This window comes from Nonomuraea sp. NPDC049655, from assembly GCF_044465465.1.
In the GTDB taxonomy this organism is placed as follows: domain Bacteria; phylum Actinomycetota; class Actinomycetes; order Streptosporangiales; family Streptosporangiaceae; genus Nonomuraea.
In genome coordinates, this window is the sequence record NZ_JBITLS010000011.1 from 339,171 (window position 1) to 361,753 (window position 22,583).

Below are 22,583 nucleotides of genomic sequence, written 5' to 3' on the forward strand. Positions count from 1 at the left end.
CCAGGCGCAGCACCATCGCGCTGCTGGGGATGGTCCGTCCCGTCTCCACGAAGCTGACGTGCCTGGCGGACACGCCCGCCTGCAGCGCCAGATCGAGCTGGCTGAGCCCCCTGCGGCGCCGCCACTCGCGCAGCGACTCACCGATCGGCCGGTCCAGATTCACCCGGCGATTGTCGTCGCCCCCTGCTGACCTGCGCGATTACATGCCATGTAATCGACACCTCCGGGCGGGCGCTGCGACGGTGTCCCCCATCAACGACAGCAGCACGGCCACCCGCAACAAGCACCTGGTCCTCGACGGCTTCACCCGCTTCGCGGCCGGGGACATCGACGTGCTCCGCACGCTCCTGCGCGAGGACTTCGTCGAGCACAGCCCGGGCAACCCGTCCGGGCGGGACGCGTTCATCGCCTACATCGCCGAGGCTCCCGTGGCGCGTGCCCGGCTCGACCTCAAGCGGGTCATCGCCGACGACGATCACGTGGTGATCCACCACCTCATGACCACGGACGACGACCCGCGCGGCGTCGCCGTCGTCGACATCTGGCGGCTGGCCGGCGGGCAGATCGTCGAGCACTGGGACGTGGTGCAGCCGGTGCCGGAAGCGGCGCACGTTCCGCACGGAATGCTCTGAGGCGAGGCGCGTGCGCCAGACATCCACCCGTTCCACGATCGGCGCCCCGGCGCCGGAGGTCCCATGAAACTCGCTCCCCATCTGCCCGCCTCGGCAACGACGTCGTGGCCTGCCATCTCGTCGACACCGGCGAGGGCATCACGCTCATCGACGCCGGGCTGCCCGGCCACGGGCGGGATCTGGAGCGCGAACTCCGTTCCCTCGGCAAGTCCGTGGACGACATCCGGGGACTCGTCCTGACCCACGGCGACTCCGACCACCTCGGTTTCGCCGAACGCCTGCGCAGCGAGCACGGCGTGCCGGTGTTCGTGCACGCCGCCGACGCCGTCCGCGCCCGCACCGGGCAGAAGCCCAAGGTCGCGGTCGGGCCTGTGCGGCTCGGGCCGGCGACCGGGTGACGATCCTTTGAGACATGCCCTAATGGGGCGAGTGGGATTCGGCGGGATACAAAGTTACGTACCGGGATAGGGCGGGCCTGAGTGTGATGGGCCGGAAAGGGGAATCAGGCGGGCCGTTTCGGGAACGGCCGGGAGCCAGCAAGGCGGGCGCCCGGCCACAGGGCGGCGCGGGCGGCCAGGTCAGCCCCAGTGCGGAGGCTTGTTGTCGAGGTAGAAGGCGTCGGCGTCGGCTTCACGCCAGTCGCCCCAGCCGAGATCGGTGTCGTCCGAAGTCTGCTCCGGGAGAAATTCGTCCACGGAAAACATGCTACCGAGACGTACAAACCAACACCGGTCGTCTGCCCGGCTCCACGGACAGCCCTCGCGCCCGGCGGTACGATGCCAGGGCAGGTGTCGCCGATCCCCCGTGAGGCTGCGCATGGCCACCCCTGCAGGCTGGCGGAGAGAAGGCAATCTACCGGCGGAGCTCACCAGCTTCGTGGGGCGGACCCGGTTACTCGCCAACCTCAAGCGGCATCTCGCCGAGTCCCGGCTGGTGACCGTCACCGGCATCGGCGGGGTGGGCAAGTCGCGCACGGTGCTGCGGCTGGCGCACCAGGTTCGCACGCAGTACCCCGACGGCGTGTGGTTCGCCGACCTGGCCCGGCTGCAGGACGCGGGCATGGTCAAGCACACGATCGCCTCGGCGCTCGGCATCGCCGACCAGTCCTCGCGGGCGGAGTCGGAGTCGTTGTCGGAGTGGGTCGGCGAACGCGACATGCTGCTCATCATCGACACCTGCGAACACCTCGTGCAGGGCTGCGCCGAGCTGGTCCACGAGCTGCTGGAGGCCGCGCCCAACCTGAAGGTGCTGGCCACGAGCAGGCAGTCGCTGCACCTGCCGTACGAGCAGGTGGTGCCGGTGCCGCCGCTGGTGGTGCCCGGCGACGACCCGACGGAGAACCTGTTCACCAACGAGTCGGTGCAGTTGTTCGCGCTGCGGGCCGGGGCGGTCGTGCCCGACTTCCAGCTCGACGAGGACAACATCGGCGCGGTGGCCGAACTGTGCCGCAGGCTCGACGGCATCCCGCTGGCGATCGAGCTGGCGGCGGTGCGGCTGCGCGCCCTGTCGGTGGAGCAGATCCTCGGGCTGCTGGCCGACCGGTTCAGCCTGCTGGCCGGCGCGAGCCGTACGGCGCTGCCGCGCCATGCGACGCTGCGGGCGGCGATCGGCTGGAGTCACGAGCTGTGCGAGCCCGCCGAGCGGCTGCTGTGGGCGCGGCTGTCGGTGTTCGCCGGCGACTTCGAGCTCGACGCGGCCAGGTTCGTCTGCTCCGACGGGCGCCTGCCCTCGGAGGACATCACCGATCTGGTCACCGGGCTGGTGGAGAAGTCGATCCTGATGATCAGGAGCCACCACTCCGGCGTCCGCTACAAGCTGATCGACACGCTGGCCGAGTACGGCGAGGAGTGGCTGGACAAGCTCGGCCAGGCCCAGCAGATGCGGCAGCGCCACCTGGAGTACTACCTGAGCCTGGCCCAGCGCAGCGAAGACGCGTGGTCGGGTCCGCGGCAGATCTACTGGTTCGTGCGCATGCGTCAGGAGCACGACAACGTGCGGGTCGCGCTGGAGCACGCGTTGTCCTCGTCCATGCGCAGCGGCTCGGCGCTCACGCTGCTGGCGTCGTTGTGGTTCATGTGGGTGTGCTGCGGTTTCGTCCGGGAGGGGCGGCTCTACCTCGAACGCGCGCTGGAGGCCAACCCCTCGCCGAGCAAGGAGCGCTGCAAGGCCCTGTGGGTGCTGTCCTACGTGCGCAGCGCGCAGGGTGACAGCGAGGGCGCGCTGGCGGCGGCCGAGCAGTGCAGCACGGAGGCCGTCCGGGTGGGCGACTCCAGGGCGGTGATCCTGGCCTCGAAGATGCAGGGCACGGCCGCGCTGCTCCAGGGCGACCTGCAGAAGGCCAGCGCGCTGCTGGGCGTGGCGATCGAGTTCAACACCGACAACAAGGAGCTCAACCCGGGCCTGCTGCCCGCGATCGTCGAGCTGTCGCTGGTGTTGTCGGCGCAGGGCGAGCTGTTCGAGGCCGAGTCGCTGCTCCAGGACTGCCTTCAGGTGTGCCGGGAGCGCGGCGAGCTGTGGGTCAGCTCGTACGCCCAGTGGGCGATGTCGCGCACGAGGCTCGCGACCGGCAGGCCGGGCGAGGCGCTGCACAACGCCCGCGAGGGCCTGCGGATCAAGCGGCACTTCCACGACACGCTGGGCACGCTGCTGGTGCTGGAGACGACCGCGCGCATCCTCATCGCGCTCAAGCAGGCGCCGACGGCGGCCAAGCTGCTGGGCGCGTTGCAGCAGAACTGGCGGACGGCCGGCCTGCCGCAGATGGGCGCCCCGTTCCTGACCGACGACCACGACGCGTGCGTCGAGGACTGCAAGTCGATGATGGGCGAGCTGGCCTACAAGAACGCCTTCGAGAACGGCGCCCGCCTCGACCTCGACGAGGCGTCCACGCTCGCGCTCGGCGACCTGGACGCCCCGGCCGAGGACTGATCCCGGGGCCTCACACGGCCTGCGGCCAGCGAGTGCCCTCCGGCCACGCGTGCACGTAGCGCGCACTGCCGAGCGAGAACTCGATGTGCCCGCGTACCCAGTGCTCAAGGCCGCGGACGTACGCGCGGACGGGCGGCGGGGCCCACTTCTCCAGCGCCGCGCGCCGGTCGAGGAAGGCGGCGAGCGCCTGGTTGTGCATGTCGGAGACCTCCAGGAGGGCGTCCTGGAGGGTGAGGTTCCGGTGGGTGGCCAGCACGGTGACGAGGTTGTGCCGGGCCTTGTCGTTGTCGCACTCCTTGGCGTAGGAGAGCAGGTCGTTGTCCCAGCCGATGAGGTCGCAGGCCAGGTCCGACAACATCCGCACGTCGGGATGGTGCCACTCCTCGGCTTCGAGGCGGTAGCCGCCGCCGGCGTCGATGAGGGCGAAGCAGGTGTAGGTGGCTCCGGTGATGCGGCGCATCAGGATGTAGTCCTGCGGGGTGGGGATCAGGTCGGCCTCCCGGTTGGCCGCCTCCCAGATCTGGGCGAACAGGTACTCCTTGACCGTGATGCGCCACCGGTCCACCTGCGCCGGGGTGGAGGTGGAGACGATGCGGTGGAGGAGTTCGTTGAGGGCGAGCCCGAAGGGGTCGTCGTCGTCGGGCTTCCTGCGGTCGTCCAGGATCTCCAGGAGCGGCGGCAGGGCGCGGGCGAGCGCGGAGGCCCGGTGCCCCATCAGCTCTCCCTCGCAGAAGGCGTCGTCGAACGCGAAGAGCCAGTTGTACCAGTCGTTGATCAGCCGGAGGCTGTCGCGCGGCACCTCGGGGTTGGTGCGGGCGGCGAGCAGGCCGATCTTGGAACGCCGGAAGTGCTCGATGGTGTCGGCGTCCTTGAGCATGCTGGAGGCGGCCAGCCACGTATGGCTCTCCGTGTCGACCTCCGCGGCATGCACGTTGATCTCGTTGGGGAACGGGCATGGGAGCGGAGGGATGTGGAGCGGTCGCCTACTGAAGGAATGCGCAGAAGTTGCCACGCCCTTCAGCATGACGATCGGCTGTTCAAAAGGCCACACTCGACAACTTGGAGCCCTTTAATGCCTTTTTCACACTATGGATACCTCCAAGGGAACCGGTGGATAAACTGGGCATTTGCCAACATTGAGGCCGGGTCCAATGCCGACAGGACGCCGTCCCGCTGATCGGCTCCCGTCCACGGCACCGCTCTGACCACGGCCGACTCCTGCGTGAACCCGCCCCCGGGAAGCGGCCCGCGCGCGCGGCCGCACGCGCGGCGGAAGCCGGATCCAGACGCGACGATCATTCACCGGGTTCCGCGCGACCATGATCGGTCGCCACCATCAGCAAAATGTCACCTTTGATGATGGCGAGATTGACCGGAACGCCAGCCCCCGGAGTCGGCGGACGACATCCTGGAGCCGCCGCGTCGGCCAGGGCGGACCCCCGCCTCCGACCGGATGCCGGATTGTGCCTCGATAGGGTGCCTTGCGCGGAATCGATCCGACTCGCCATAGGTTCTGGGGAAGAGTACCTAGGGAAAGGCTGTCCAACCGTGTTCGACCCGAAGGATCTCTACAGGCTCGCAGACGACGCGCCCGAGCTGACTGATCCGGTGTTGCTGTACCACTTCGACGGTTTCGTCGACGCGGGCGGCGCCGGACGCCTCGCGCTGGGCCACCTGCTGGCCGAGCTGGAGCACCGGGTCGTGGCGACGTTCGACGTGGACCGGTTGCTCGACTACCGGTCCCGGCGGCCCATCATGACCTTCGACACCGACCGCTGGGTCGAGTGTGAGAGCCCCGAGCTCGCCGTCCATGTCGCCCATGACGCCACGGGCACGCCGTTCCTGTTGATGAGCGGCCCGGAGCCGGACCGGGAATGGGAGCTGTTCACCCGCGCGGTGGGAGAGCTGCTGGAACGGCTGAAGGTGAGCAAGATCGTCACGCTGCACGGCATCCCGATGGCGGTGCCGCACACGCGTCCGCTGGGCATCACCATGCACGCCAGCCGGCCCGAGCTGATCAACTCCCAGACCAGCGCCTTCGGCCGGGTCCAGGTTCCGGGGAGCGCGGCCGCGCTGCTGGAACTGCGGCTGGGCGCGCAGGGGCACGACGCGGTCGGGTACGCGGTGCACGTGCCGCACTACCTGTCGCAGGCGGAGTACCCGACGGCGGCGGTGACCGGGCTGGAGGCGGTGACGCGGGGCACCGGCCTGGTGTTCCCGATGGAGGCGCTGCGCGACGCGGCCCACCGTACGACGGCGGAGATCGAGGAGCAGATCCAGGCGTCCTCGGAGCTGTCGACCGCCATCAGCGGGCTGGAGCAGCAGTACGACGCGTTCGCGGGCGGCACGGAGCGGCAGAACCTGATGGCCGAGACGACCCCGATGCCCACGGGCGACGAGCTGGCCGCCCAGTTCGAACGTTTCCTGGCCGAACGCGACGACGAGTGACGGGCGGCCCGGGCCGTACCGGCTAGCCTGGGCGGATGAGCGAGATCCGGGTCGGCCTGATCGGATACGGCACCGCGGGCGCGTACTTCCACGCCCCGCTCGTCCATGCCACTCCGGGCCTGCGGCTGTCGGCGGTCGTCACGCGCAATCCGGAGCGGCAGGCCGAGGTGGCCCACCGGTACGGCGCGGCCGGCGTGCCGGACGTGCGTGAGCTGTGGGAGCACAGCGACCTCGTGGTGGTCGCCTCCCCCAACCGCACGCACGTGAGCATGGCCGCCGCCGCGCTCGCCGAGGGCCTGCCCGTCGTCGTGGACAAACCGGTCGCCCGCACCGCCGAGGAGGCCCGCGAGCTGGTCCGGCTGGCCGAGCAGGCCGGCGTCATGCTGACGGTGTTCCAGAACCGGCGCTGGGACGGCGACTTCCGCACCGTGCGGCGGCTGATCGCCGAGGGGCGGCTCGGCGACGTGCTGCGCTTCGAGTCGAGGTTCGAGCGCTGGCGGCCGGTGCCCAAGGGCGGCTGGCGGGAGACCGGCGGCGCGGAGGAGATCGGCGGCCTGCTCTACGACCTGGGCAGCCACCTGGTCGACCAGGCGTTGCAGCTGTTCGGCCCGGCGCACGAGGTCTACTGCGAGAGCGACGTGCGGCGGCCCGGCGTGGCCTCCGACGACGACACGTTCATCGCGCTGCGGCACGCGGGCGGGGTGCGTTCCCACCTGTGGGCCAGCTCGGTGGCGGCCCGGCTCGGGCCGCGGCTGCGGGTGCTGGGCTCGGCGGGCGCGTACGTCAAGCACGGCATGGACGTGCAGGAGGAGCGCCTGCGGGCGGGCCTGACCCCCGACTCCCCCGGGTTCGGCGCCGACGAGGAGAGCCGCTGGGGCCTGCTCGGCACCGACGACGACGCCCGGCCCGTTCCCACCGAGCCGGGCGCGTACCTGGACTTCTACCGCGGGGTGGAGCGCGCCCTGCGCGAGGGCGCGCCGCCGCCGGTCGACCCGCGCGGCTCGATCGACACGCTGGCCGTCATCGAGGCCGCCCACCTGTCGGCCGCCCGGCGCATGGTCGTCCACCTGGGCTGAAACCTGAGCCGATCGTGCCCATCAGTCGCGCAGGCGGGCGCGCAGGGCCGCGTCGTCGGCGTCGGTCCAGCCGTGGCCGCGCAGCCAGCCCATCGGGCCGTCGAAGCGGTCGTCCAGCACCTTGAGGAACTGCTCGATGTAGCGGGCCCGGGGCCTGTGGTCGTCCGCCGGGCGGGAGTCGAGGTCGTCCCGGTAGGTGTCGCTGGCGCGCAGGCGCTTGAGTATCAGCTCCAGGCGCTCGCCCGTGGCCACGTAGTCCCGCACGATGGCCTCGCGGGTGGCCCCGGCGACCTCCAGCGCCAGCGCCGACAGCACGCCGGTGCGGTCCTTGCCCGCCGCGCAGTGCACCAGCGCGGCGCCGTCGTCGAGGGCCATGGCGCGCAGGGCCGCCACGACGGCGTCCGGACGGTCGCGCAGGTAGCCGAAGTAGAAGCCGGTCACGCGCAGCTCCTCGTCGACGTCCCGTTCCTGCCAGGGCAGCACGCGGTCGCCGTCGATGGAGTCGGCCTCGACGTCGGTGTGCCTGCCGCCCTCGGCGAACAGCGTCAGATGGTGGTGGGTCACCTCCGGCACCCGGGTGAGCGGGCCGGGGCCCTCCAGGTTGACCTCGGCGGTCGAGCGCAGGTCCACGACGTGGCGCAGGTTCAGCTCGCCCACCAGGAGCGACACGTCCGCGGGGGTGAGGCCCTGCAGGTTGTCGGCTCGGAAGATCCGGCCGCGGCGGGTGAGCCCGCCGTCACGGGTGGGAAGTTCGCCCAGGTCACGTACGTTGACGGCGCCTTCCAGATCGATCCATCTTGTCATCTCATCCATTACTTCGACCTTATATGTCGGCCAATCATGAGCGGATTCCTTGTTCATAACGCAGCATGAACGTATGGATCCACGCGCGCTGCCTCCCCGGCTGGTGATCGATCCATCGCTGCCCCCGGACGTCTCGGTCGAGTTGCGGTCGAGCCCGCACATCCTTCATATGGCCCGTTCCGGCAGGCGGATGGATCCCAGTTTCAGCCCCGCCCTGCTCTTCGCGCTTCCGGCCCTGCTGGTGATGGTCCTGATCGTGACCAGCAGCCTTGAGGTCGTCTTCGTGGCCGGGCTCGGCATGGGGCTGATCGCCCTGATCCGGTGGATGGCGTTGGACAGCTCCCACCGGGTCGTCAAACGACGACTACGACTCGCCACCACCCACGCCGACCACTACGTCCTGCCCGAGGACCTCGACCGTCCCTGCCAGGTGCTGCTGCGCCGCGCCCAGGACGCGGCCACGGCCGTGCTGAACTCCAAGGTGCACAAGGCCGGGCTGATCGACTCGGCGGAGAACCAGGTGTCGCTGCCCGAGGAGGTCTGGCAGATCGCCCACCGGCTGCGGCGGCTGTCGTCGATGCACGCCGAGCAGGGCAGGCTCATCCCCCGCGAGCTGCCGCCGGGCATGGAGGACGCCTTCAAGCCGTACACCAGCGCCCTCGACGCCGCCTGGACCTCGCTCTCGCACCGCGTACGCCACCTGGAGAAGTACGCCAAGCAGGTGCTCAAGGCCGACAAGGTGTACCACGCGCACAGACGCCTGGAGGCGCTGGCCGCCAAGACCCCCGAGTACCAGCAGCTCCTCGCCGACACCGTACGGGACGAGCTCGCTCACGAGCGCATCAGGGAGCTGTCCGACCAGGCGGCCCACGTGCGCAAGCTGTTCGAGGAGAGCGTGCTGCAGGCCAGGCAGGCGGCGGGCGAGCTGCTGAGAAGCCCCTTCAGCGACGCCTACGGCACCGGCGCGCTCGGCCCCCGCACCGGCGGGCACGACCGCGCCGCGCACCGCACGACCGGCCCGCGTGACCGGCACGATCGCGGCGCGACCGGCCCGCAGCGGCACCCCTCGCGCGACTCCTGACCCCCGCGGGCGGTCAGGGCCGGGCCTGCCGCAGGAGCTCCAGGGTGCGGCGCATGCCTGCCTCGTTCCCCAGGCTGCGGTAGATCTCCCTGGCCTGCTCCAGCGGCCCGACCGCCGCGTCCGGCCCGCCCCCGTCGAGGTGCGCCTCGCCGAGGTAGCGCAGGCTCCTGGCCATCCACCAGCGGTCCTCCAGCTCCTGGAACCCGCGTACGGCGCGGCGCAGCTCGTGCTCGGCCTCCTCGATCCGGCCCAGCCGGGCCAGGGCGCGCCCGGCCGACACCGCGGTGCGCGCCACCCCCCACGAGTCGCCGAGCGCCACCAGGATCTCCTCGGCCCGCCGGACGTACTCCAGCTCGCGCAGCCCGCCCGCCGGATCGCCCACCTCGCCCGCGGCGCGCAGGCAGCGGGCCTCCTCCCACAGCTCGCCTCGCTGCCGGAACATCTCGGCCGCCCGGTCGAGACTGAACCCGGCCCGGACGAACAGGGCGTCGGAGGCCCGGTGGTCGCCGGCCCGGCGCTCGCCGCGCGCCTGGGCGGCCAGCACCTCGCCGTAGACGCGCAGGGTCTGGGCCTCGGAGTAGCGGTTGCCCGCCCGCTGGAAGATCTCCAGGGCGTCTTCGAGCAGGTCGCGGGCCTCCTCGGGACGGCGTTCCGCCATGCGCATCTCGGCCAGGTTGCGCTGGGTGCGGGCCATCCACCACAGGTCGTCCTCATGCTTGAACGCGGTGATCGCCCCGATCAGGTAGTCCTGGGCGCGGTCGAGGTGCCCGCCGCTGATCAGGGTCATGCCGACCGTGCGCCTGGCCCTGGCCGCCCACCAGGTCTCGCCGAGGTCGCCGAAGATCTCCAGCGCCTGCTCGGCCTCGCGCAGAGCGCGCTCGCGCAGGCCCATGCCGCCGCGCACGATCGCGCTGTTCAGCAGCGCGATGGCCAGCGCGCGCCGGTCACCGGTACGCCGGCCCGCCTCGCAGCCGATGTCGGCGACGTCCGCCCAGTCGGCCCAGTAGGCCCGCAGCGAGTGGCACAACGAGCAGAACGCCCTGCTCAGCCCCCAGGTCAGCTCCCAGAGCCGGAGCTGCGCGGCCAGGTTGATCATGGCGAGCAGGGACAGCCGCTCGGCGTTGAGCCAGTCGCCCGCCCCGAGCTGGCCCTCCGCGTCGGCGCGCCGGCCGCCCTTGCTCCAGTCCTGCGGCCAGCGGTTCTGGGCGGCCTCCTCGGCCCGGCGGCGGTAACCGTGCAGGACGCGCTCGACGGCGGCCCTGCGGCGTTCCTCCTCGTCCTGGCCCGCCAGCTCGGCGGCGAACACCCGGACCAGGTCGTGCAGGCGGTAGCGCATCGCGCCGGTCTGGTCGGTGCCGGAGCACTCGGCGAGCTGGGCGTCGATCAGCGCTTCGAGCTGGTCGGCGCCGTCGAGGCCGGAGATGTCGAGCAGCTCGCCGGCCACCCAGCCGGGCACGTCGGGCGCGGGCAGCGCGCTGAGCAGGCGCAGCAGGCGGCGCTGGATGCCGGTGCAGTCGTCGTAGCTGAGCTGCACGGAGGCCCGCACGCTCTTGTCCACGCCCTGGGCCACCTCCAGCTGGTCGAGACGGCGGCGCTCGTCGGTCAGCCGCCCGGCCATCTCGCGCATGGTCCACTGCTCGCGGGTGGCCAGCCGGCCGCCGCAGATGTTGATCGCCAGCGGCAGGTGGTCGCAGAGCCGGACGATCTCCTTGGCCGACTCCAGGTCGTCCACGACCCGCGCGCCGCCGGCCAGCCGGGCCAGCAGCTCCACGCCTTGCGCCTCGGTGAGCACGCCGAGCCGGGTGTCGTGGGTGCCGTCCAGGAACAGCGGGGAGCGCGAGGTGACCAGCACCGCGCAGCCCGGCTCGGCCGGGATCAGCGGTTTGACCTGGGCGGCGTCGTGGGCGTTGTCCAGGCCGATGAGGATCTTGCGGCCCTTGGTCCAGGTCAGCCAGAGGGTGCGCAGCTCGTCGAGGCCGCCGGGGTCGGTGGCCAGGCGCACGCCCAGGCCGCGCAGGAAGCCGATCAGCACCTCCTCGGGGCGTACCGGGGCGTCGACGCCGCCGCGCAGGTCGGCGTGCAGCCGGCCGTCGGGGAACCAGTCGGCGACCTCCTGCCCGAACCTGGTCATCAGCGCCGACTTGCCGACGCCGCCGCGGCCGTACACGGAGACGACCAGGGGCGGGGACAGGTCGGAGGACTTGCGGCGGGCGGCGAAGACCTCGCGCAGGGTGGCGAGGGAGTCGGTGCGCCCGGTGAAGTGCTCGGGCACGGGCGGCCACTGGTCGGGCGGCCGTACGCCGGGCTCGGGCGCGGGCGCGGCGCGCCGCCGGGGCGTGGCCTCGGTGGTGGCCCACGTGGTCACGCCGACGAGCAGCGCCGCCGCGAGCGTCACGCCGATCTTGGCCATCGGCGGGATGTCCCACTCCAGCGAGGCGGCCAGCACACTGGCGGCGCCGGCCGCGAGCCCCGCCGAGACGGGCGCTGCCCATGTGACCCGCTTACGGCGCGGTTTGTCCGGTAAGTTTCCCGGCACCGAACACCCCCTTCCGGGGGTGATTCAAGCCGATGGGGCACGGCGAGCGCCAGCCGTACCCCATCGTTCCGCTACAGGCCGATCACGTGGCAGGTGGCCGTGGCGGTCTTGGTCGGGTCGCTCTCGGAGACGGCGGTGAGCTTGACGCGGGCCAGACGGTCGCCGCCGGGCGCGCGCACCGCGTTGACCGTCACCGGCGCCTGCTTGCCGAAGGCGACGGAGGCCAGGGCGTTGGGCACCTGGGCGGTCCAGCCCTTGCCCTGCACCTCGGCCTTGACCCGGTAGACGTCGGAGTCGAGGTAGGCGCTGACGTCCTCGGGGTGCTGCCCCTGGGCGGGGGCCGCCTTGCCGGTGTTGAACACCGGGAACGTGCAGGTGGAGACGTTCTTGCCGGTGGGGACGCCGGCCGCGGGCAGCACCCGCACGCCGCGCTTCTGCGGGCCCGCGCCGTCCAGCGACCGGATGGCGACGGTGTAGGACAGTTCGCCGTTCCGGTTGCGCTTGAGGTCGGTGACGTAGAAGTGCAGGCGGTTGGCCTGGTCCACGTACTCGTACTCGCTGCCGGAGTCGGTCCCGGCGTGGAAGAGGGCGTCGGAGAGCTGGCGGTAGTCGCCGACGGTGATCGGCACCTTGGTCCCGTCGGGCATCACGTAGTCGGTCATGCCGATGTCCTGCGGGTTGGCGTCGATCACCCACTCGAACGGCGCCCGGTCCTCGTTCTTGGTCTTGGCCAGGAGCACGCCGGAGTCGGGGGTGAAGGAGTCGGAGCCCATCCGGTCCACGACCTCGACCGTGTAGTTCTGGTAACCGCCGCGGTCGCACAGCGGGTCGGTCGCCGGGCAGGTGCTCTTGTCGCCGGGGGCGTCGAAGGAGATGTTGACGCCCGACAGGTCGTTCTGCCCCGGGCGCACGGCGCGGGCCAGGATCTTGGCCGTGACCAGGCCGGACTCGTCGAGCGCCTCACGCGACAGGCGCAGGACGTTCTGCTCGTCCACCATGCCGAGCTTGAGCTTGTTGCGCAGCATGTGCTGGGCGCCCATGGACGCGCCCGCCGTGGGCGGGATCAGCCAGCGGGAGTGCGGTCCACCTGGGCCGTTGAAGCTGCCGCGGCTGAGCATCTCCCAGACGCCGGTGTACGCCCGGACCGGCGGCACCCCGTACGGGTTGTTGTAGTTGTCCAGCACGCCGAGGATGTGGCTGAACTCGTGGGCGTAGACGGCCATGCCGGAGCTCTCGGCCTGGACGGAGTCGACGCCGATGTTGGCGTTGGGCCAGAAGTTGGAGGCCGCCTGCCAGGAGGACCAGTCGACGTAACGCGTCTTCAGCCAGTTGGGCAGGGCCGGGTCGGGCGGGCCCCACTCGTCGGGCACGTCCTCCTTGGTCGGGAACTTCATCATCCCGAACTCCTGCCAGGTGGACGACTCGTCCTGGCCTGCGCTGAGGTAGAAGATGAAGTCGTACTGCTTGGCGACGTCCTCGCCGACGGCGTTGATCCAGGCGTTGTGGCCGTCGGTGCGCAGGTTCTTGTTGCAGGTGTCGCCCGCCGGGCAGCCCGAGGTGCCGTTGAAGCCGGGCTCCAGCGCGTACTCGTGGTCCTTGCCCGGCATCGTGTACGGGCCGAACCCGGTCAGCTCGACGCCGTACCGGCCGCCGGAGTCCTCCATCCAGTACTCGTGGATGGTGTGGCCCTTGTTGAGGTCGTTCGGGGTGTTGAGGAAGTCCTGGTAGAACTTGGCCACCTGGTCGCGCGGGACGTCATGCGCCTCGGCGCTCGGGTTGGCGTAGATCGTCGAGCCCTTGGGCTGGGTGACGACGAACGCCTGGTTGGGGTAGTCGAGCAGCACCAGCGCGCCCTTGAAGGTGCGCTTGGAGCCCTTGACGGCCGGGTCGTTCCAGTTCGTGCCCGGAGGCTTCTTGTAGTCCGCCCACGTCATGTGGTCGGGGTTCTCCCAGTTCTGCGGGTCGAGAGGCGTGAGGCCGCCGGGAGGACGGGCGCGCAACGTCTGGGCGTCGGCCGATTCGTCCTGCTGCCAGGGCTGGGTCTGCGGCCAGTGGTTCTGCCGCCAGGGGTACTCGGGATCGACGGTGGGGGGTGCTGCGGAAGCAGGGGTCGCCATCAGGCTCACCGGGAACAGCACGATGGCCGCCAGCAAACCCTTCAGCAGCTTCTTCGGGGCATTCACGGATTGACGGTATAGACGTTATTGACGGAGATCACCGATCAGCTGTAGGGAAGACGTGTAGCAACCCTTCCGACATTTGTCGAAATGTCCAGCGTGACCTAGGTGGAGCTGTGGCGGATCTCCAGCGGATCGTGGACGACCTCGCCGTGCGCCTCGGGCGTCCCCTCCTGCTGGAGGACCGCGTGCAGCGCGTGATCGCCTACAGCGAGCAGAACGGCGCCATGGACGACATCCGCCGCGACTCCATCCTGCGCCGGCACACCACCCCCGAGGTGCGCGAGTGGCTGCGGGCGGCCGGCGTGCACGAGGCGCAGGCCCCGCTGCGCACGGCCGGCGCGCCGCACCTGGGCCTGCTGCCGCGCGTGTGCGTCCCGTTGCGGCACTCCGACGGCCTGCTCGGCTTCCTGTGGTTCATCGACGCCGAGCCGGCCATGTCCGAGGAGAAGGTGGCCGAGGCCGTGGCGGCCGTCCCCGGGCTGGCGCTGGCGCTGTTCCACGAGAGCCTGGCGACCGGGCTGGCCTCCCACCGGGAGCTGGAGGCGGTCACCGGGCTGCTGCGCGGCGAGCGGGACGCGGCCAGGCAGCTCATCGAGGCGGGCGCGTTCCCACAGGGCCAGCCGGTGACCGTGCTGGTGGCCCGGCCCCGCTCGGCCGAGCCCGACGAGGGCCTGCGCCTGGCGCTCGAACAGGGGCTGCTGGCGCTGCGCCGGCGGCTGAGCGGCCACCACCCGCTGCACCTGGTGCGCTACGACCACGCCGTGCTGCTCACCGCCGGGCCGCCGGTCCCGCCCGACGAGCTGCACGCGGCCATGCCGGTGCCCGTGGTGGTGGGGGTCGGGCGCACCCGGCTCGAACTGGCGCAGGCGGCCGGGTCGTACGCGGAGGCCCGGCACGCGGCGGAGGTGACCGCGCGGGTGCCGGGGCTCGGACGGTCGGCCGAGTGGGCCCGGCTCGGCGTCTACCGGATGCTCACCCAGCTCGCGGACCAGGAGGTGCATCCCGGGCTCGACGGGCTGCTGGCCGACGAGCAGTACCTGCCGCTGCTGGAGACGCTGGAGACGTACCTGGACCTGGCGGGCAGCGCGGTGGCGACGTCCCGGGCGCTGCGGCTGCACCGCACCTCGCTGTACTACCGGCTGCAGCGGGTGGAGGAGCTGGCGCGTACGGACCTCAAGGACGGCGGCGAGCGGCTGGCCCTGCACCTCGGCCTGAAGCTGGCCCGGCTGTCCGGCCGCTACCAGCCCCGGGACGCCCGCGGCGACTGATTGCCTTCACCGCCGCCGCTCGCGTTTAATGCCAAAAGGGCAAATCCGACGGGAGCGCCGATGCCGGGTGCGAAGCGTGCTGCGCGGGTTCCAGGGCCGTTTCCGGGGAGGCGTGTGCCCTCGCGCATCGTGGCCCATTCCGCTCCGCTGGTGCTACCGGTCTGCGCCGAGCCCGTGCGCGACGGGACGGTGGTGATCAGGGGCGGGCGGGTGCTCCAGGTGGGCTCGCGGGCTGAGCTGCTGTCCCGCTTCCGCGTCGCGGAGGAGGTCCGCTGGCCGGGCATGATCGTGGCCGGGCTGGTGGACGCCTGCTGCGCGCCGACGCCCCCGGGCCACGGCGTCACCACGCGGGCCGCCGTGGTGTCCGACCCCGCCGATCTCGCCGGCGTTCCCGGCATCTCGTACGTCGAGGCGTCCAGCGCCGGCGAGCAGGAGTGGGAGGAGCACGACCGGGACGCGCTGATCACGGCGCTGCGCGAGGTGGACCGGCCGTGCCCGGTCGGCATCGCGGCCCGGACCCGCGACCCCCACGTGCTGGAGGACGTCGCCGTGCTGGCCAGGACGTTCGGCCTGAGGCTGCTGGCCGGGCTGGACCGGCACTCGCCCATGGCCCTGGACGAGGCCGGCGCGCTCGGCCCCCACTGCCACGTGGCCTGCGCCCGCCCGCTCGACCCCGGCGAGCGCAAGCTGCTGCGCCTGCGCCGCAGCGTGGTCGCGATCTGTCCGCCGGGGCAGGAGCAGGCCGCCGACGTGCTGGCCCTGCTGGAGGAGGGTAACCACCTCGCCCTGGGCAGCCACGCCCTTGGCCACCATGCCCTTAACCAGCATGCCCTTGGCCAGCACGCTCCGGGCCACCAGGCTCCGGGCCACCAGGCTCCGGGCCACCTCGACCCGGGCCACCTCGACCCGGGCGGCCTCGACCCGGCCGGCACCGGGCTCGGCGACCTGCTCGGGCCGGGCGACCTGCTCGGGCTCGCGGCCGCTGTCCGGCGGCGGGCCCGGGAGCTCGGACTGCGGGTGCGGGGGCTGGACCGCCGCCTGGTCGAGGCCGCGACGCTGGGCGGGGCGCGGGCACTGGGACTGGACGCCGGGCCGGGCCGGATCGGCTCCCTCGGGCCGGGCAGCCGGGCCGACTTCGCCGTCTTCGACGCCCGCGGACGCTACCCGTACTCGGCCCTGATGGCCCGCCCACCCTGCCTGGCCACGGTCGTCGGCGGCGCGGTCACCGGAACTGGCCGTCCACCGCGCCGAGCAGATCCCTGAGCTGGTCGCGCTGCTCCTGGGACAGCACCGCGAACAGGCCCTCGCCGGCCTCCCTGCGCGCGTCCCTGGCCCGTTCGGCCATGGCCCGGCCCGCGTCGGTGATCACGACGAGCGTCGAGCGGCGGTTGGCCGGATCGACCTCCCTGCGCACCAGCCCGGCCTCCTCCAGCGCGTCCACGACGGGCGTCAGCGAGCGCGGCACGATCCGCAGCTCGTCGGCCAGTTGCACCATCCGCAGCGGCCGGCCGGCCTCGCCGAGCGCGCGCAGCGCCCGAGCCTGCCCCGGATTGAGCCCGAGCGGCACCAGCCGATGCACGTATCCGTGCCGCAGACGCCTGCTGACCAGGTGCAAGAGCTCCGCGAGCTCCTTCTCTCCCATACCGACGATTTTAGCCGGAACAATTATGAGTTAACCTCTGTTTGAGTGGACATCCGAAAGGAGGCCCCATATTGGCCGACGAACCACGCGCGCCGCTGCGGCGCATCATCGGACTCTTCACCCCTTATCGCGGCCGGCTGATCCTGGTGGGCGCGTTCATCCTGCTGTCGTCCCTGGTCGGGCTGGCCTCGCCGTTCCTGCTGCGTGAGGTGCTGGACGTGGCGATCCCGTCCCGCGACGCGCTGCTGCTCACGCTGCTGGCGCTCGGCATGATCGCGGTCGCGGTCACCACGAGCGTGTTCGACGTGCTGCAGACGCTCATCTCCACCACCGTGGGCCAGCGGGTGATGCACGACCTGCGCATCTCGGTCTACTCCCACCTCCAGCGCATGTCGCTGGCGTTCTTCACCCGCACCAAGACAGGCGAGGTGCAGTCGCGCATCGCCAATGACATCGGCGGCATGCAGTCGGTGGTCACCTCGACCGCCACCTCGATCGTCTCCAACCTCACCACCGTGATCGCCACGATCGTGGCCATGCTCGCCCTCGACTGGCGGCTGACGGTGGTCTCGCTGCTGCTGCTGCCGGTGTTCGTGTGGATCAGCAGGAAGGTCGGCGCCGAGCGCAAGCGCATCACCAACGAACGGCAGCGCAAGCTCGCCGTGATCTCCTCGATGGTCCAGGAGTCGCTGTCGATCAGCGGCGTCCTGCTGGGCCGGACGATGGGCCGCTCCGCCGAGCTGACCGACCGGTTCGGCCGCGCCTCCGACGAGCTGGCCGAGCTCGGCGTACGGACGAGCATGGCCGGACGCTGGCGGCAGTCGTCGATCCAGATCATCATGGCCGCGATGCCCGCCCTGATCTACTGGGCCGTGGGCTACACCGGCATCATCTCCGTCGGCACCCTGGTCGCCTTCACCACGCTGCAGTCGAGCCTGTTCCGGCCGACGGTGTCGCTGCTGCGGCTGGGCGTCGAGGTGCAGAGCTCGCTGGCGCTGTTCGGCCGCATCTTCGAGTACCTCGACCTGTCGGTGGACATCCACCCCGGCACCAGCACCCTCGACCGGGTACGCGGCGAGGTGCGCTTCGAGCGGGTCGACTTCGCCTACGAGGACGAGCGCACCCTGCACGCCGTAGACGTGACCGTCCCCGCGGGCACGACGCTGGCCGTCGTGGGCGAGACCGGCTCGGGCAAGACCACCCTCAGCTACCTGCTCCCCCGCCTGTACGACGTGACCGGCGGCCGGGTCACCATCGACGGCGTGGACGTGCGCGACCTGACGTTCGAGACGCTGAGCGAGGTCGTCGGGGTGGTCTCGCAGGAGACGTACCTGTTCCACGCCTCGATCGCGGACAACCTGCGCTTCGCCCGTCCGGCGGCCACCGACGAGGAGCTGGAGGCGGCGGCACGGGCCGCGCGCATCCACGACCACATCGCCTCGCTGCCCGACGGCTACGACACGATGGTGGGCGAGCGCGGCTACCGGTTCTCCGGCGGCGAGAAGCAGCGCCTGGCCATCGCCCGCACGCTGCTGCGCAACCCGCCGGTGCTGATCCTCGACGAGGCCACCAGCGCCCTCGACACCCAGACCGAGCGAGCCGTCCAGGAAGCCCTGGACACGCTGGCGCGGGGGCGTACGACGATCACGATCGCCCACCGCCTGTCGACCGTCCGCGACGCGGACCAGATCGTCGTGCTCGACCACGGCAAGGTCGTCGAGCGCGGCACCCACGACGAGCTGATGGCGCTCGACGGCCACTACGCGGCCCTGGTGGACCGGGACCGCCCCCTCGAACTGGTCTAATTTTTTACGCTAAACCTACTTTAACCGTGTCTTACCTCACATTTCGGGCAAATCGGAATCGTCGCGATCGTGGCGCGCGTTGACTCCCGCGTTTCCCCGTACCGAGGCTAGGACCAGTCTTGCCACCGCGCTCCTCCACCTTCCGCGCCCTGCGCCACCACAACTACCGGCTCTGGGCGGGAGCCGACATCGTCTCCGTCACCGGCACCTGGATGCAGGTCCTGGGGGTGAACTGGCTCATCCTCACCATGACGGGGTCGGCCACCAGCGTGGGGCTGAGCCTGGTGATGCAGGCGCTGCCGACGCTGCTGCTGGGCATGTGGGGCGGCGCGCTGGCCGACCGGCTGCCGACCCGGCCCGTCGTCGTCGCCGCGCAGCTCGCGCAGGCCGCGCTGGCCGCCGTCCTGGCGCTGATCGCCTTCTCCGGCGCCGACTCCGTCGTGCCGATCTACGCGGTGGCGCTGGCGGGCGGCGTGGTCTCCGCGCTCGGCGGGCCCGCGCTCGGACGGTTCGGGGCCGAGGTGGTGCCACCGGCCGACCTGCCCAACGCCATGGCGCTCGGCTCGATCCTGAACTCCTCAGGACGCATCCTCGGCATGAGCCTGGCCGGCGTGCTGCTGCCGTTGACCGGCAACGGCGGGCTCTTCCTGCTCAACGCGGCCACCTTCTTCGTCGTGATCGCGGCCGTCGCGCTCATGCGGCGCGCGGAGTTCCACCGGCTCGCCGGCTCCGAGCGGCAGCCCGGCGCGGTCGCGGCCGGCCTGCGGTACGTGCTGCGCACCCCCTGGCTGCTCGTGGTGCTGGCGCTCTCGCTCGTGCTGGGCAGCCTCGGCCGCAACTACCAGGTCACCATGGCCGCCATGAGCGCGGGCCCGCTGGCGGCCGGCGCCGCCGGGTACGGCCTGCTGTCCAGCGTGTTCGCCGCGGGCACGGTCGTGGGCGGCTTCCTGGCCGCCGCCCGGCCGCACCTGACGATCCGGCTGCTGCTGATCACCGCGTTCCTGACCGGGGTCGCGCAGACGCTGAGCGGCCTGATGCCCGCGCTGGGGACGTTCGCCGCGATGATGCTGCCGATCGCGGCGGGCGCGGTGATCATCGACACCACGGTCTCGGCGCGGGCGCAGCTCGACAGCCCCGACGAGATGCGCGGACGGGTCATCGCCGCGCTGGGCATGGTGAGCGCGGGCGCGGGCGCGATCGGCGGGCCGCTGCTCGGCTGGCTGAGCGACGCGTTCGGGCCACGCCTGTCGCTGGGCATCGGCGGCGTGTCGTGCGTGGCCGCGACGCTGCTCGCGGCGCTCGCGCTGGCCCGCCTGTCCGGCCGGACCGTCCGGCAGGCGGCCTTCCGTCCGCTCCTGGAGAACCGCCTGGAGAACCGCCTGGCCCCGGAACGGGCTTAGTCTCTTCACGTGCACAACACCAGATACGCCCCGAACGGCATGGTCTGCAGCGTCGACCACCTGGCCTCGGCCGCCGGGGTGGGCGCGCTGGACCGCGGCGGTTCGGCGGCCGACGCGGCGATCGCGGCCAACGCCGTGCTCGCCGTGGTCGCGCCGCACATGTGCGGGCTCGGCGGAGACCTGTTCGCGCTCGTCCACGACGGCACGGTCACCGGCGCGGCCACCGGCACGGTCACTGGCACGGTCACCGCGCTCAACGCCTCCGGTCGCGCCGGGTCCGGCGCCGACCCCGCCCGGCTGCGCGCCGAGGGGCACACCCGCATGCCGCACCTGCACGACATCCGGTCCGTGCCGGTGCCCGGCTGCGTCGACGGGTGGCTCGCCCTGCACGCCAGGCACGGCCGGCTGCCCATGGCCGAGCTGCTGCGGCCCGCGATCGCGCTGGCCCGCGACGGCTTCCCCGCCTCCCCGCTGCTGGTCCCCGGCGCCCGTACGGCGGCCGCGCGGCCAGGCGGCGGCGACTTCGCCCCCGTACGCCAGGCCGGCGACCGCGTCACCCGCCCCGGCGTGGCCCGCGCGCTCCAGGCGGTGGCCGACGGCGGCCGCGACGGCTTCTACCTCGGCGAGTTCGGGCAGGGCCTGATCGAGCTCGGCGCGGGCGAGTACACCGCCGCCGACCTGGCCGCCCCCGGCGCCGACTGGGTCGAGCCGCTGCGGGTGCGCGCCTTCGGCCACGACGTCTGGTCGATGCCGCCCAACTCCCAGGGTTACCTGCTGCTGATGTCCCTGGCCGTCCTCGACGGGCTCGACCTGCCCGGCTCGCCCCGCCATCCGGCCTGGGCCCACCTGCTGGCCGAGGCCGCCAGGGCCGCCGGGCACGACCGGCTCGACCGGCTGCACGAAGACGCCAAAGACCTGCTCGACCCCGGCGAGATCGCCCGCCGCCGGGCCCTGGTCGACCCGGTCAGGCGCAGCCGCCTGCGGGCCCCGTCCGCCGACGGTGACACGACGTACCTGTGCGCGGTCGACGGCGACGGCATGGGGGTGTCGCTGATCCAGTCGAACGCGTCCGGGTTCGGCGGCATGCTCTTCGAGCCGCGTACCGGGATCAACCTCCACAACCGTGGCATCGGTTTCTCGCTACGTCCCGGCCACCCGGCCGAGTACGGCCCCGGCCGGCGTCCGCCGCACACCCTGGCCCCCGCGCTGATCACCCGTCCCGGCGGCGGGCTGCGCACGGTCGTGGGCACGATGGGCGGCGACGCCCAGCCGCAGATCCTGGCCCAGGTCATCACCCGCCTGCTGCGTCACGGCGAGGAGCCCGGCCAGGCGCTCGCCGCGCCGCGCTGGCGGCTGGGCAGCGGCAACGGTTTCGACACCTGGGACGCCCCCGACGACGCCGTGCTCGACCTGGAGGAGGGCACGACCTGGGCCGACGGCCTGACCGCGCTCGGCCACCCGGTGCGCACGCTGCCGTACGGCGGCTCCTTCGGCCACGCCCACCTCATCGACGTGCGCCCTGACGGCATGCTGGCCGGCGCCGCCGACCCCCGCTCCCTGGTCGGCGCCGCGATCGGCCGCTAGATGGACAAGGATGAGCTACCGGAGGCCCTAAGCCGGGCCAAGTCGTAGGATTCCGGTCCGTACGGTGGGTAGAGGGCGCAGTATGAGCGAACTACCTCCGGACCGATTCGGCATGGCCGACGAGCAGGACATCGAGGTCAAGGAGTGGACCGACGACCTCGGCCTGCACCACGAGGTCAAAGAGGACGACCCCCAGCACGAGGCCACGCTCGACGAACGGCTGCGCCAGGAGTTGCCCGACCGCCCGCGCCGCGCCCCGCGCGAGGAGCACCGCCTGACCGAGCCCGACGAGGGCGCCCACCCCGACACCGAGGACGAGGCCATCGGCGTGGACTGGGACGCGGACCGGGAGGACCTGTCGGCCGAGGAGCGCGCCCTGCGCATCGACCCCGACGAGGACCTCACCTGACCCGCACAACCCTCGCGCGACTCACCCGACCCGCACAACCCTCGCGCGACTCACCCGACCCGCACAAGCCTCGCGCGACTCACCCGACCCGCACAAGCCTCGCGCGACTCACCTGTGCCCCGGAAGCCCCTCGCGGGCCTCAGGTGAGCCGGCGCAGGGCGGGCAGCAGGGCGTGCAGGTCGTCGACGATCATGTCGGCGGCCTTCGCCTGCGGGCGCTCGGCGTGCAGGAAGCCCCACGGGCCGCGGCGCAGCAACGCCGTGCGCATGCCCGCACGGGCGGCGGGCAGCACGTCGTTGTCGAGCCGGTCGCCGACGTAGAGGATCTCGCCGGGCGCACGACCGGCCACCGAGGCCACCTTGACGAAGAACTCGGGGGCGGGCTTGGACAACCCCCAGCCCTCGGAGGTGTGCACCGAATCGACCGGCAGGTCCATCGCCACCAGGGCGTCGAAGGCCCGGCGGGGCTGGTTGCCGGCGATGATCACCTGGAACCCGGCCGCGCGCAGCGCCGCCAGTGCCTCCCGGACGTCGGGGTAGAGGTCGTCGGCGTCGAAGTGGTTGCGCAGCCCGGCCGGCTCGTCGCGCTCCCAGGCGGCGATCTCCGCCTCCACGTCGAGACCGGGCCGGACGAGCTCGAACGCCTCACGGTGGGAACGGTCGAGCGCCGCCATGCCGCCGAGCGCGCCCATGAGCACGAACCTGCTGACCCCCAGCCGGTCGGCCCAGCGCGACCAGATGCGCGTCTCGTCGATCAGCGTCTCGCCGACGTCGAGCACGACGGCCTTGACCAT

At 72.0% G+C, this 22,583-nt stretch carries 18 protein-coding genes and 1 pseudogene; 12 read left to right on the top strand and 7 right to left on the bottom strand.

Annotation, left to right across the window (positions count from 1 at the left end; genetic code table 11):
* Positions 1 to 46: 46 nt before the first annotated feature.
* Positions 47 to 163, bottom strand: a pseudogene (locus ACIBQ6_RS33370) (helix-turn-helix domain-containing protein); the annotation flags it as partial.
* A gap of 79 nt (positions 164 to 242) precedes the next feature.
* On the opposite strand from ACIBQ6_RS33370, the gene ACIBQ6_RS33375 reads away from it, so the two are divergent.
* The 3 genes from ACIBQ6_RS33375 (at position 243) to ACIBQ6_RS33385 (ending at position 3,557) form a co-directional block, all read left to right on the top strand.
* Positions 243 to 632: a nuclear transport factor 2 family protein gene (locus ACIBQ6_RS33375; RefSeq protein WP_397216697.1), complete on the top strand. Its 390-nt coding sequence runs from the start codon at positions 243 to 245 to the stop codon at positions 630 to 632.
* A 104-nt stretch (positions 633 to 736) separates the two neighbouring features.
* Positions 737 to 1,030 (top strand): MBL fold metallo-hydrolase, encoded by a 294-nt coding sequence (locus tag ACIBQ6_RS33380; RefSeq protein WP_397216698.1) that lies wholly within the window; start codon positions 737 to 739, stop codon positions 1,028 to 1,030.
* Between the two features lie 418 nt (positions 1,031 to 1,448).
* Positions 1,449 to 3,557: an ATP-binding protein gene (locus tag ACIBQ6_RS33385; RefSeq protein WP_397216699.1), complete on the top strand. Its 2,109-nt coding sequence runs from the start codon at positions 1,449 to 1,451 to the stop codon at positions 3,555 to 3,557.
* A 10-nt stretch (positions 3,558 to 3,567) separates the two neighbouring features.
* Here ACIBQ6_RS33385 and ACIBQ6_RS33390 read toward each other — a convergent pair whose 3' ends face one another.
* Complete coding sequence (locus tag ACIBQ6_RS33390; protein ID WP_397216700.1) at positions 3,568 to 4,488, bottom strand: hypothetical protein; 921 nt, start codon at positions 4,486 to 4,488, stop codon at positions 3,568 to 3,570.
* A gap of 617 nt (positions 4,489 to 5,105) precedes the next feature.
* Between ACIBQ6_RS33390 and ACIBQ6_RS33395 the strand changes: the two genes are divergently transcribed.
* Both ACIBQ6_RS33395 and ACIBQ6_RS33400 read left to right on the top strand, forming a co-directional pair.
* The gene (locus tag ACIBQ6_RS33395) at positions 5,106 to 6,005 is read left to right on the top strand and encodes a proteasome assembly chaperone family protein (RefSeq protein ID WP_397216701.1); all 900 of its coding nucleotides are present in this window, start codon (positions 5,106 to 5,108) and stop codon (positions 6,003 to 6,005) included.
* 35 nt (positions 6,006 to 6,040) lie between these two features.
* A complete protein-coding gene (locus tag ACIBQ6_RS33400) occupies positions 6,041 to 7,081 on the top strand; it encodes a Gfo/Idh/MocA family oxidoreductase (protein ID WP_397216703.1) in 1,041 nt (346 codons plus the stop codon).
* 21 nt (positions 7,082 to 7,102) lie between these two features.
* Here ACIBQ6_RS33400 and ACIBQ6_RS33405 read toward each other — a convergent pair whose 3' ends face one another.
* Positions 7,103 to 7,885 carry a tyrosine-protein phosphatase gene (locus ACIBQ6_RS33405; RefSeq protein ID WP_387663842.1) on the bottom strand — a complete coding sequence of 261 codons (783 nt, stop codon included), beginning with the start codon at positions 7,883 to 7,885 and terminating at the stop codon, positions 7,103 to 7,105.
* 73 nt (positions 7,886 to 7,958) lie between these two features.
* On the opposite strand from ACIBQ6_RS33405, the gene ACIBQ6_RS33410 reads away from it, so the two are divergent.
* Positions 7,959 to 8,966 carry a hypothetical protein gene (locus ACIBQ6_RS33410; RefSeq protein ID WP_397216705.1) on the top strand — a complete coding sequence of 336 codons (1,008 nt, stop codon included), beginning with the start codon at positions 7,959 to 7,961 and terminating at the stop codon, positions 8,964 to 8,966.
* Positions 8,967 to 8,979: 13 nt separating this feature from the next.
* Here ACIBQ6_RS33410 and ACIBQ6_RS33415 read toward each other — a convergent pair whose 3' ends face one another.
* Together ACIBQ6_RS33415 and ACIBQ6_RS33420 are read right to left on the bottom strand one after the other, a co-directional pair.
* Positions 8,980 to 11,502 (bottom strand): ATP-binding protein, encoded by a 2,523-nt coding sequence (locus ACIBQ6_RS33415; protein ID WP_397216707.1) that lies wholly within the window; start codon positions 11,500 to 11,502, stop codon positions 8,980 to 8,982.
* A 71-nt stretch (positions 11,503 to 11,573) separates the two neighbouring features.
* Positions 11,574 to 13,685 (bottom strand): M6 family metalloprotease domain-containing protein, encoded by a 2,112-nt coding sequence (locus ACIBQ6_RS33420; RefSeq protein WP_358284507.1) that lies wholly within the window; start codon positions 13,683 to 13,685, stop codon positions 11,574 to 11,576.
* 110 nt (positions 13,686 to 13,795) lie between these two features.
* Between ACIBQ6_RS33420 and ACIBQ6_RS33425 the strand changes: the two genes are divergently transcribed.
* Positions 13,796 to 14,950, top strand: coding sequence for a helix-turn-helix domain-containing protein (locus tag ACIBQ6_RS33425; RefSeq protein ID WP_358284505.1), 1,155 nt, complete (start codon positions 13,796 to 13,798; stop codon positions 14,948 to 14,950).
* Between the two features lie 129 nt (positions 14,951 to 15,079).
* A complete protein-coding gene (locus ACIBQ6_RS33430) occupies positions 15,080 to 16,213 on the top strand; it encodes a hypothetical protein (protein ID WP_397216710.1) in 1,134 nt (377 codons plus the stop codon).
* Here ACIBQ6_RS33430 and ACIBQ6_RS33435 read toward each other — a convergent pair.
* Positions 16,173 to 16,592, bottom strand: a complete 420-nt coding sequence (locus ACIBQ6_RS33435; RefSeq protein WP_358284501.1) for a MarR family transcriptional regulator — start codon at positions 16,590 to 16,592, stop codon at positions 16,173 to 16,175. The two genes, ACIBQ6_RS33430 and ACIBQ6_RS33435, sit on opposite strands and share 41 nt — an antisense overlap.
* 71 nt (positions 16,593 to 16,663) lie before the next feature.
* Here ACIBQ6_RS33435 and ACIBQ6_RS33440 point away from each other — a divergent pair, with 71 nt between their 5' ends.
* The 4 genes from ACIBQ6_RS33440 (at position 16,664) to ACIBQ6_RS33455 (ending at position 21,790) form a co-directional block, all read left to right on the top strand.
* Positions 16,664 to 18,397 carry an ABC transporter ATP-binding protein gene (locus ACIBQ6_RS33440; RefSeq protein WP_397216713.1) on the top strand — a complete coding sequence of 578 codons (1,734 nt, stop codon included), beginning with the start codon at positions 16,664 to 16,666 and terminating at the stop codon, positions 18,395 to 18,397.
* A 119-nt stretch (positions 18,398 to 18,516) separates the two neighbouring features.
* Positions 18,517 to 19,797 (top strand): MFS transporter, encoded by a 1,281-nt coding sequence (locus tag ACIBQ6_RS33445; RefSeq protein ID WP_358284496.1) that lies wholly within the window; start codon positions 18,517 to 18,519, stop codon positions 19,795 to 19,797.
* A 9-nt stretch (positions 19,798 to 19,806) separates the two neighbouring features.
* Complete coding sequence (locus ACIBQ6_RS33450) at positions 19,807 to 21,381, top strand: gamma-glutamyltransferase family protein (RefSeq protein ID WP_397216715.1); 1,575 nt, start codon at positions 19,807 to 19,809, stop codon at positions 21,379 to 21,381.
* An 82-nt stretch (positions 21,382 to 21,463) separates the two neighbouring features.
* Complete coding sequence (locus ACIBQ6_RS33455) at positions 21,464 to 21,790, top strand: DUF5709 domain-containing protein (RefSeq protein WP_397216717.1); 327 nt, start codon at positions 21,464 to 21,466, stop codon at positions 21,788 to 21,790.
* 139 nt (positions 21,791 to 21,929) lie between these two features.
* Here ACIBQ6_RS33455 and ACIBQ6_RS33460 read toward each other — a convergent pair whose 3' ends face one another.
* The gene (locus ACIBQ6_RS33460) at positions 21,930 to 22,583 is read right to left on the bottom strand and encodes an HAD family hydrolase (protein ID WP_397216719.1); all 654 of its coding nucleotides are present in this window, start codon (positions 22,581 to 22,583) and stop codon (positions 21,930 to 21,932) included.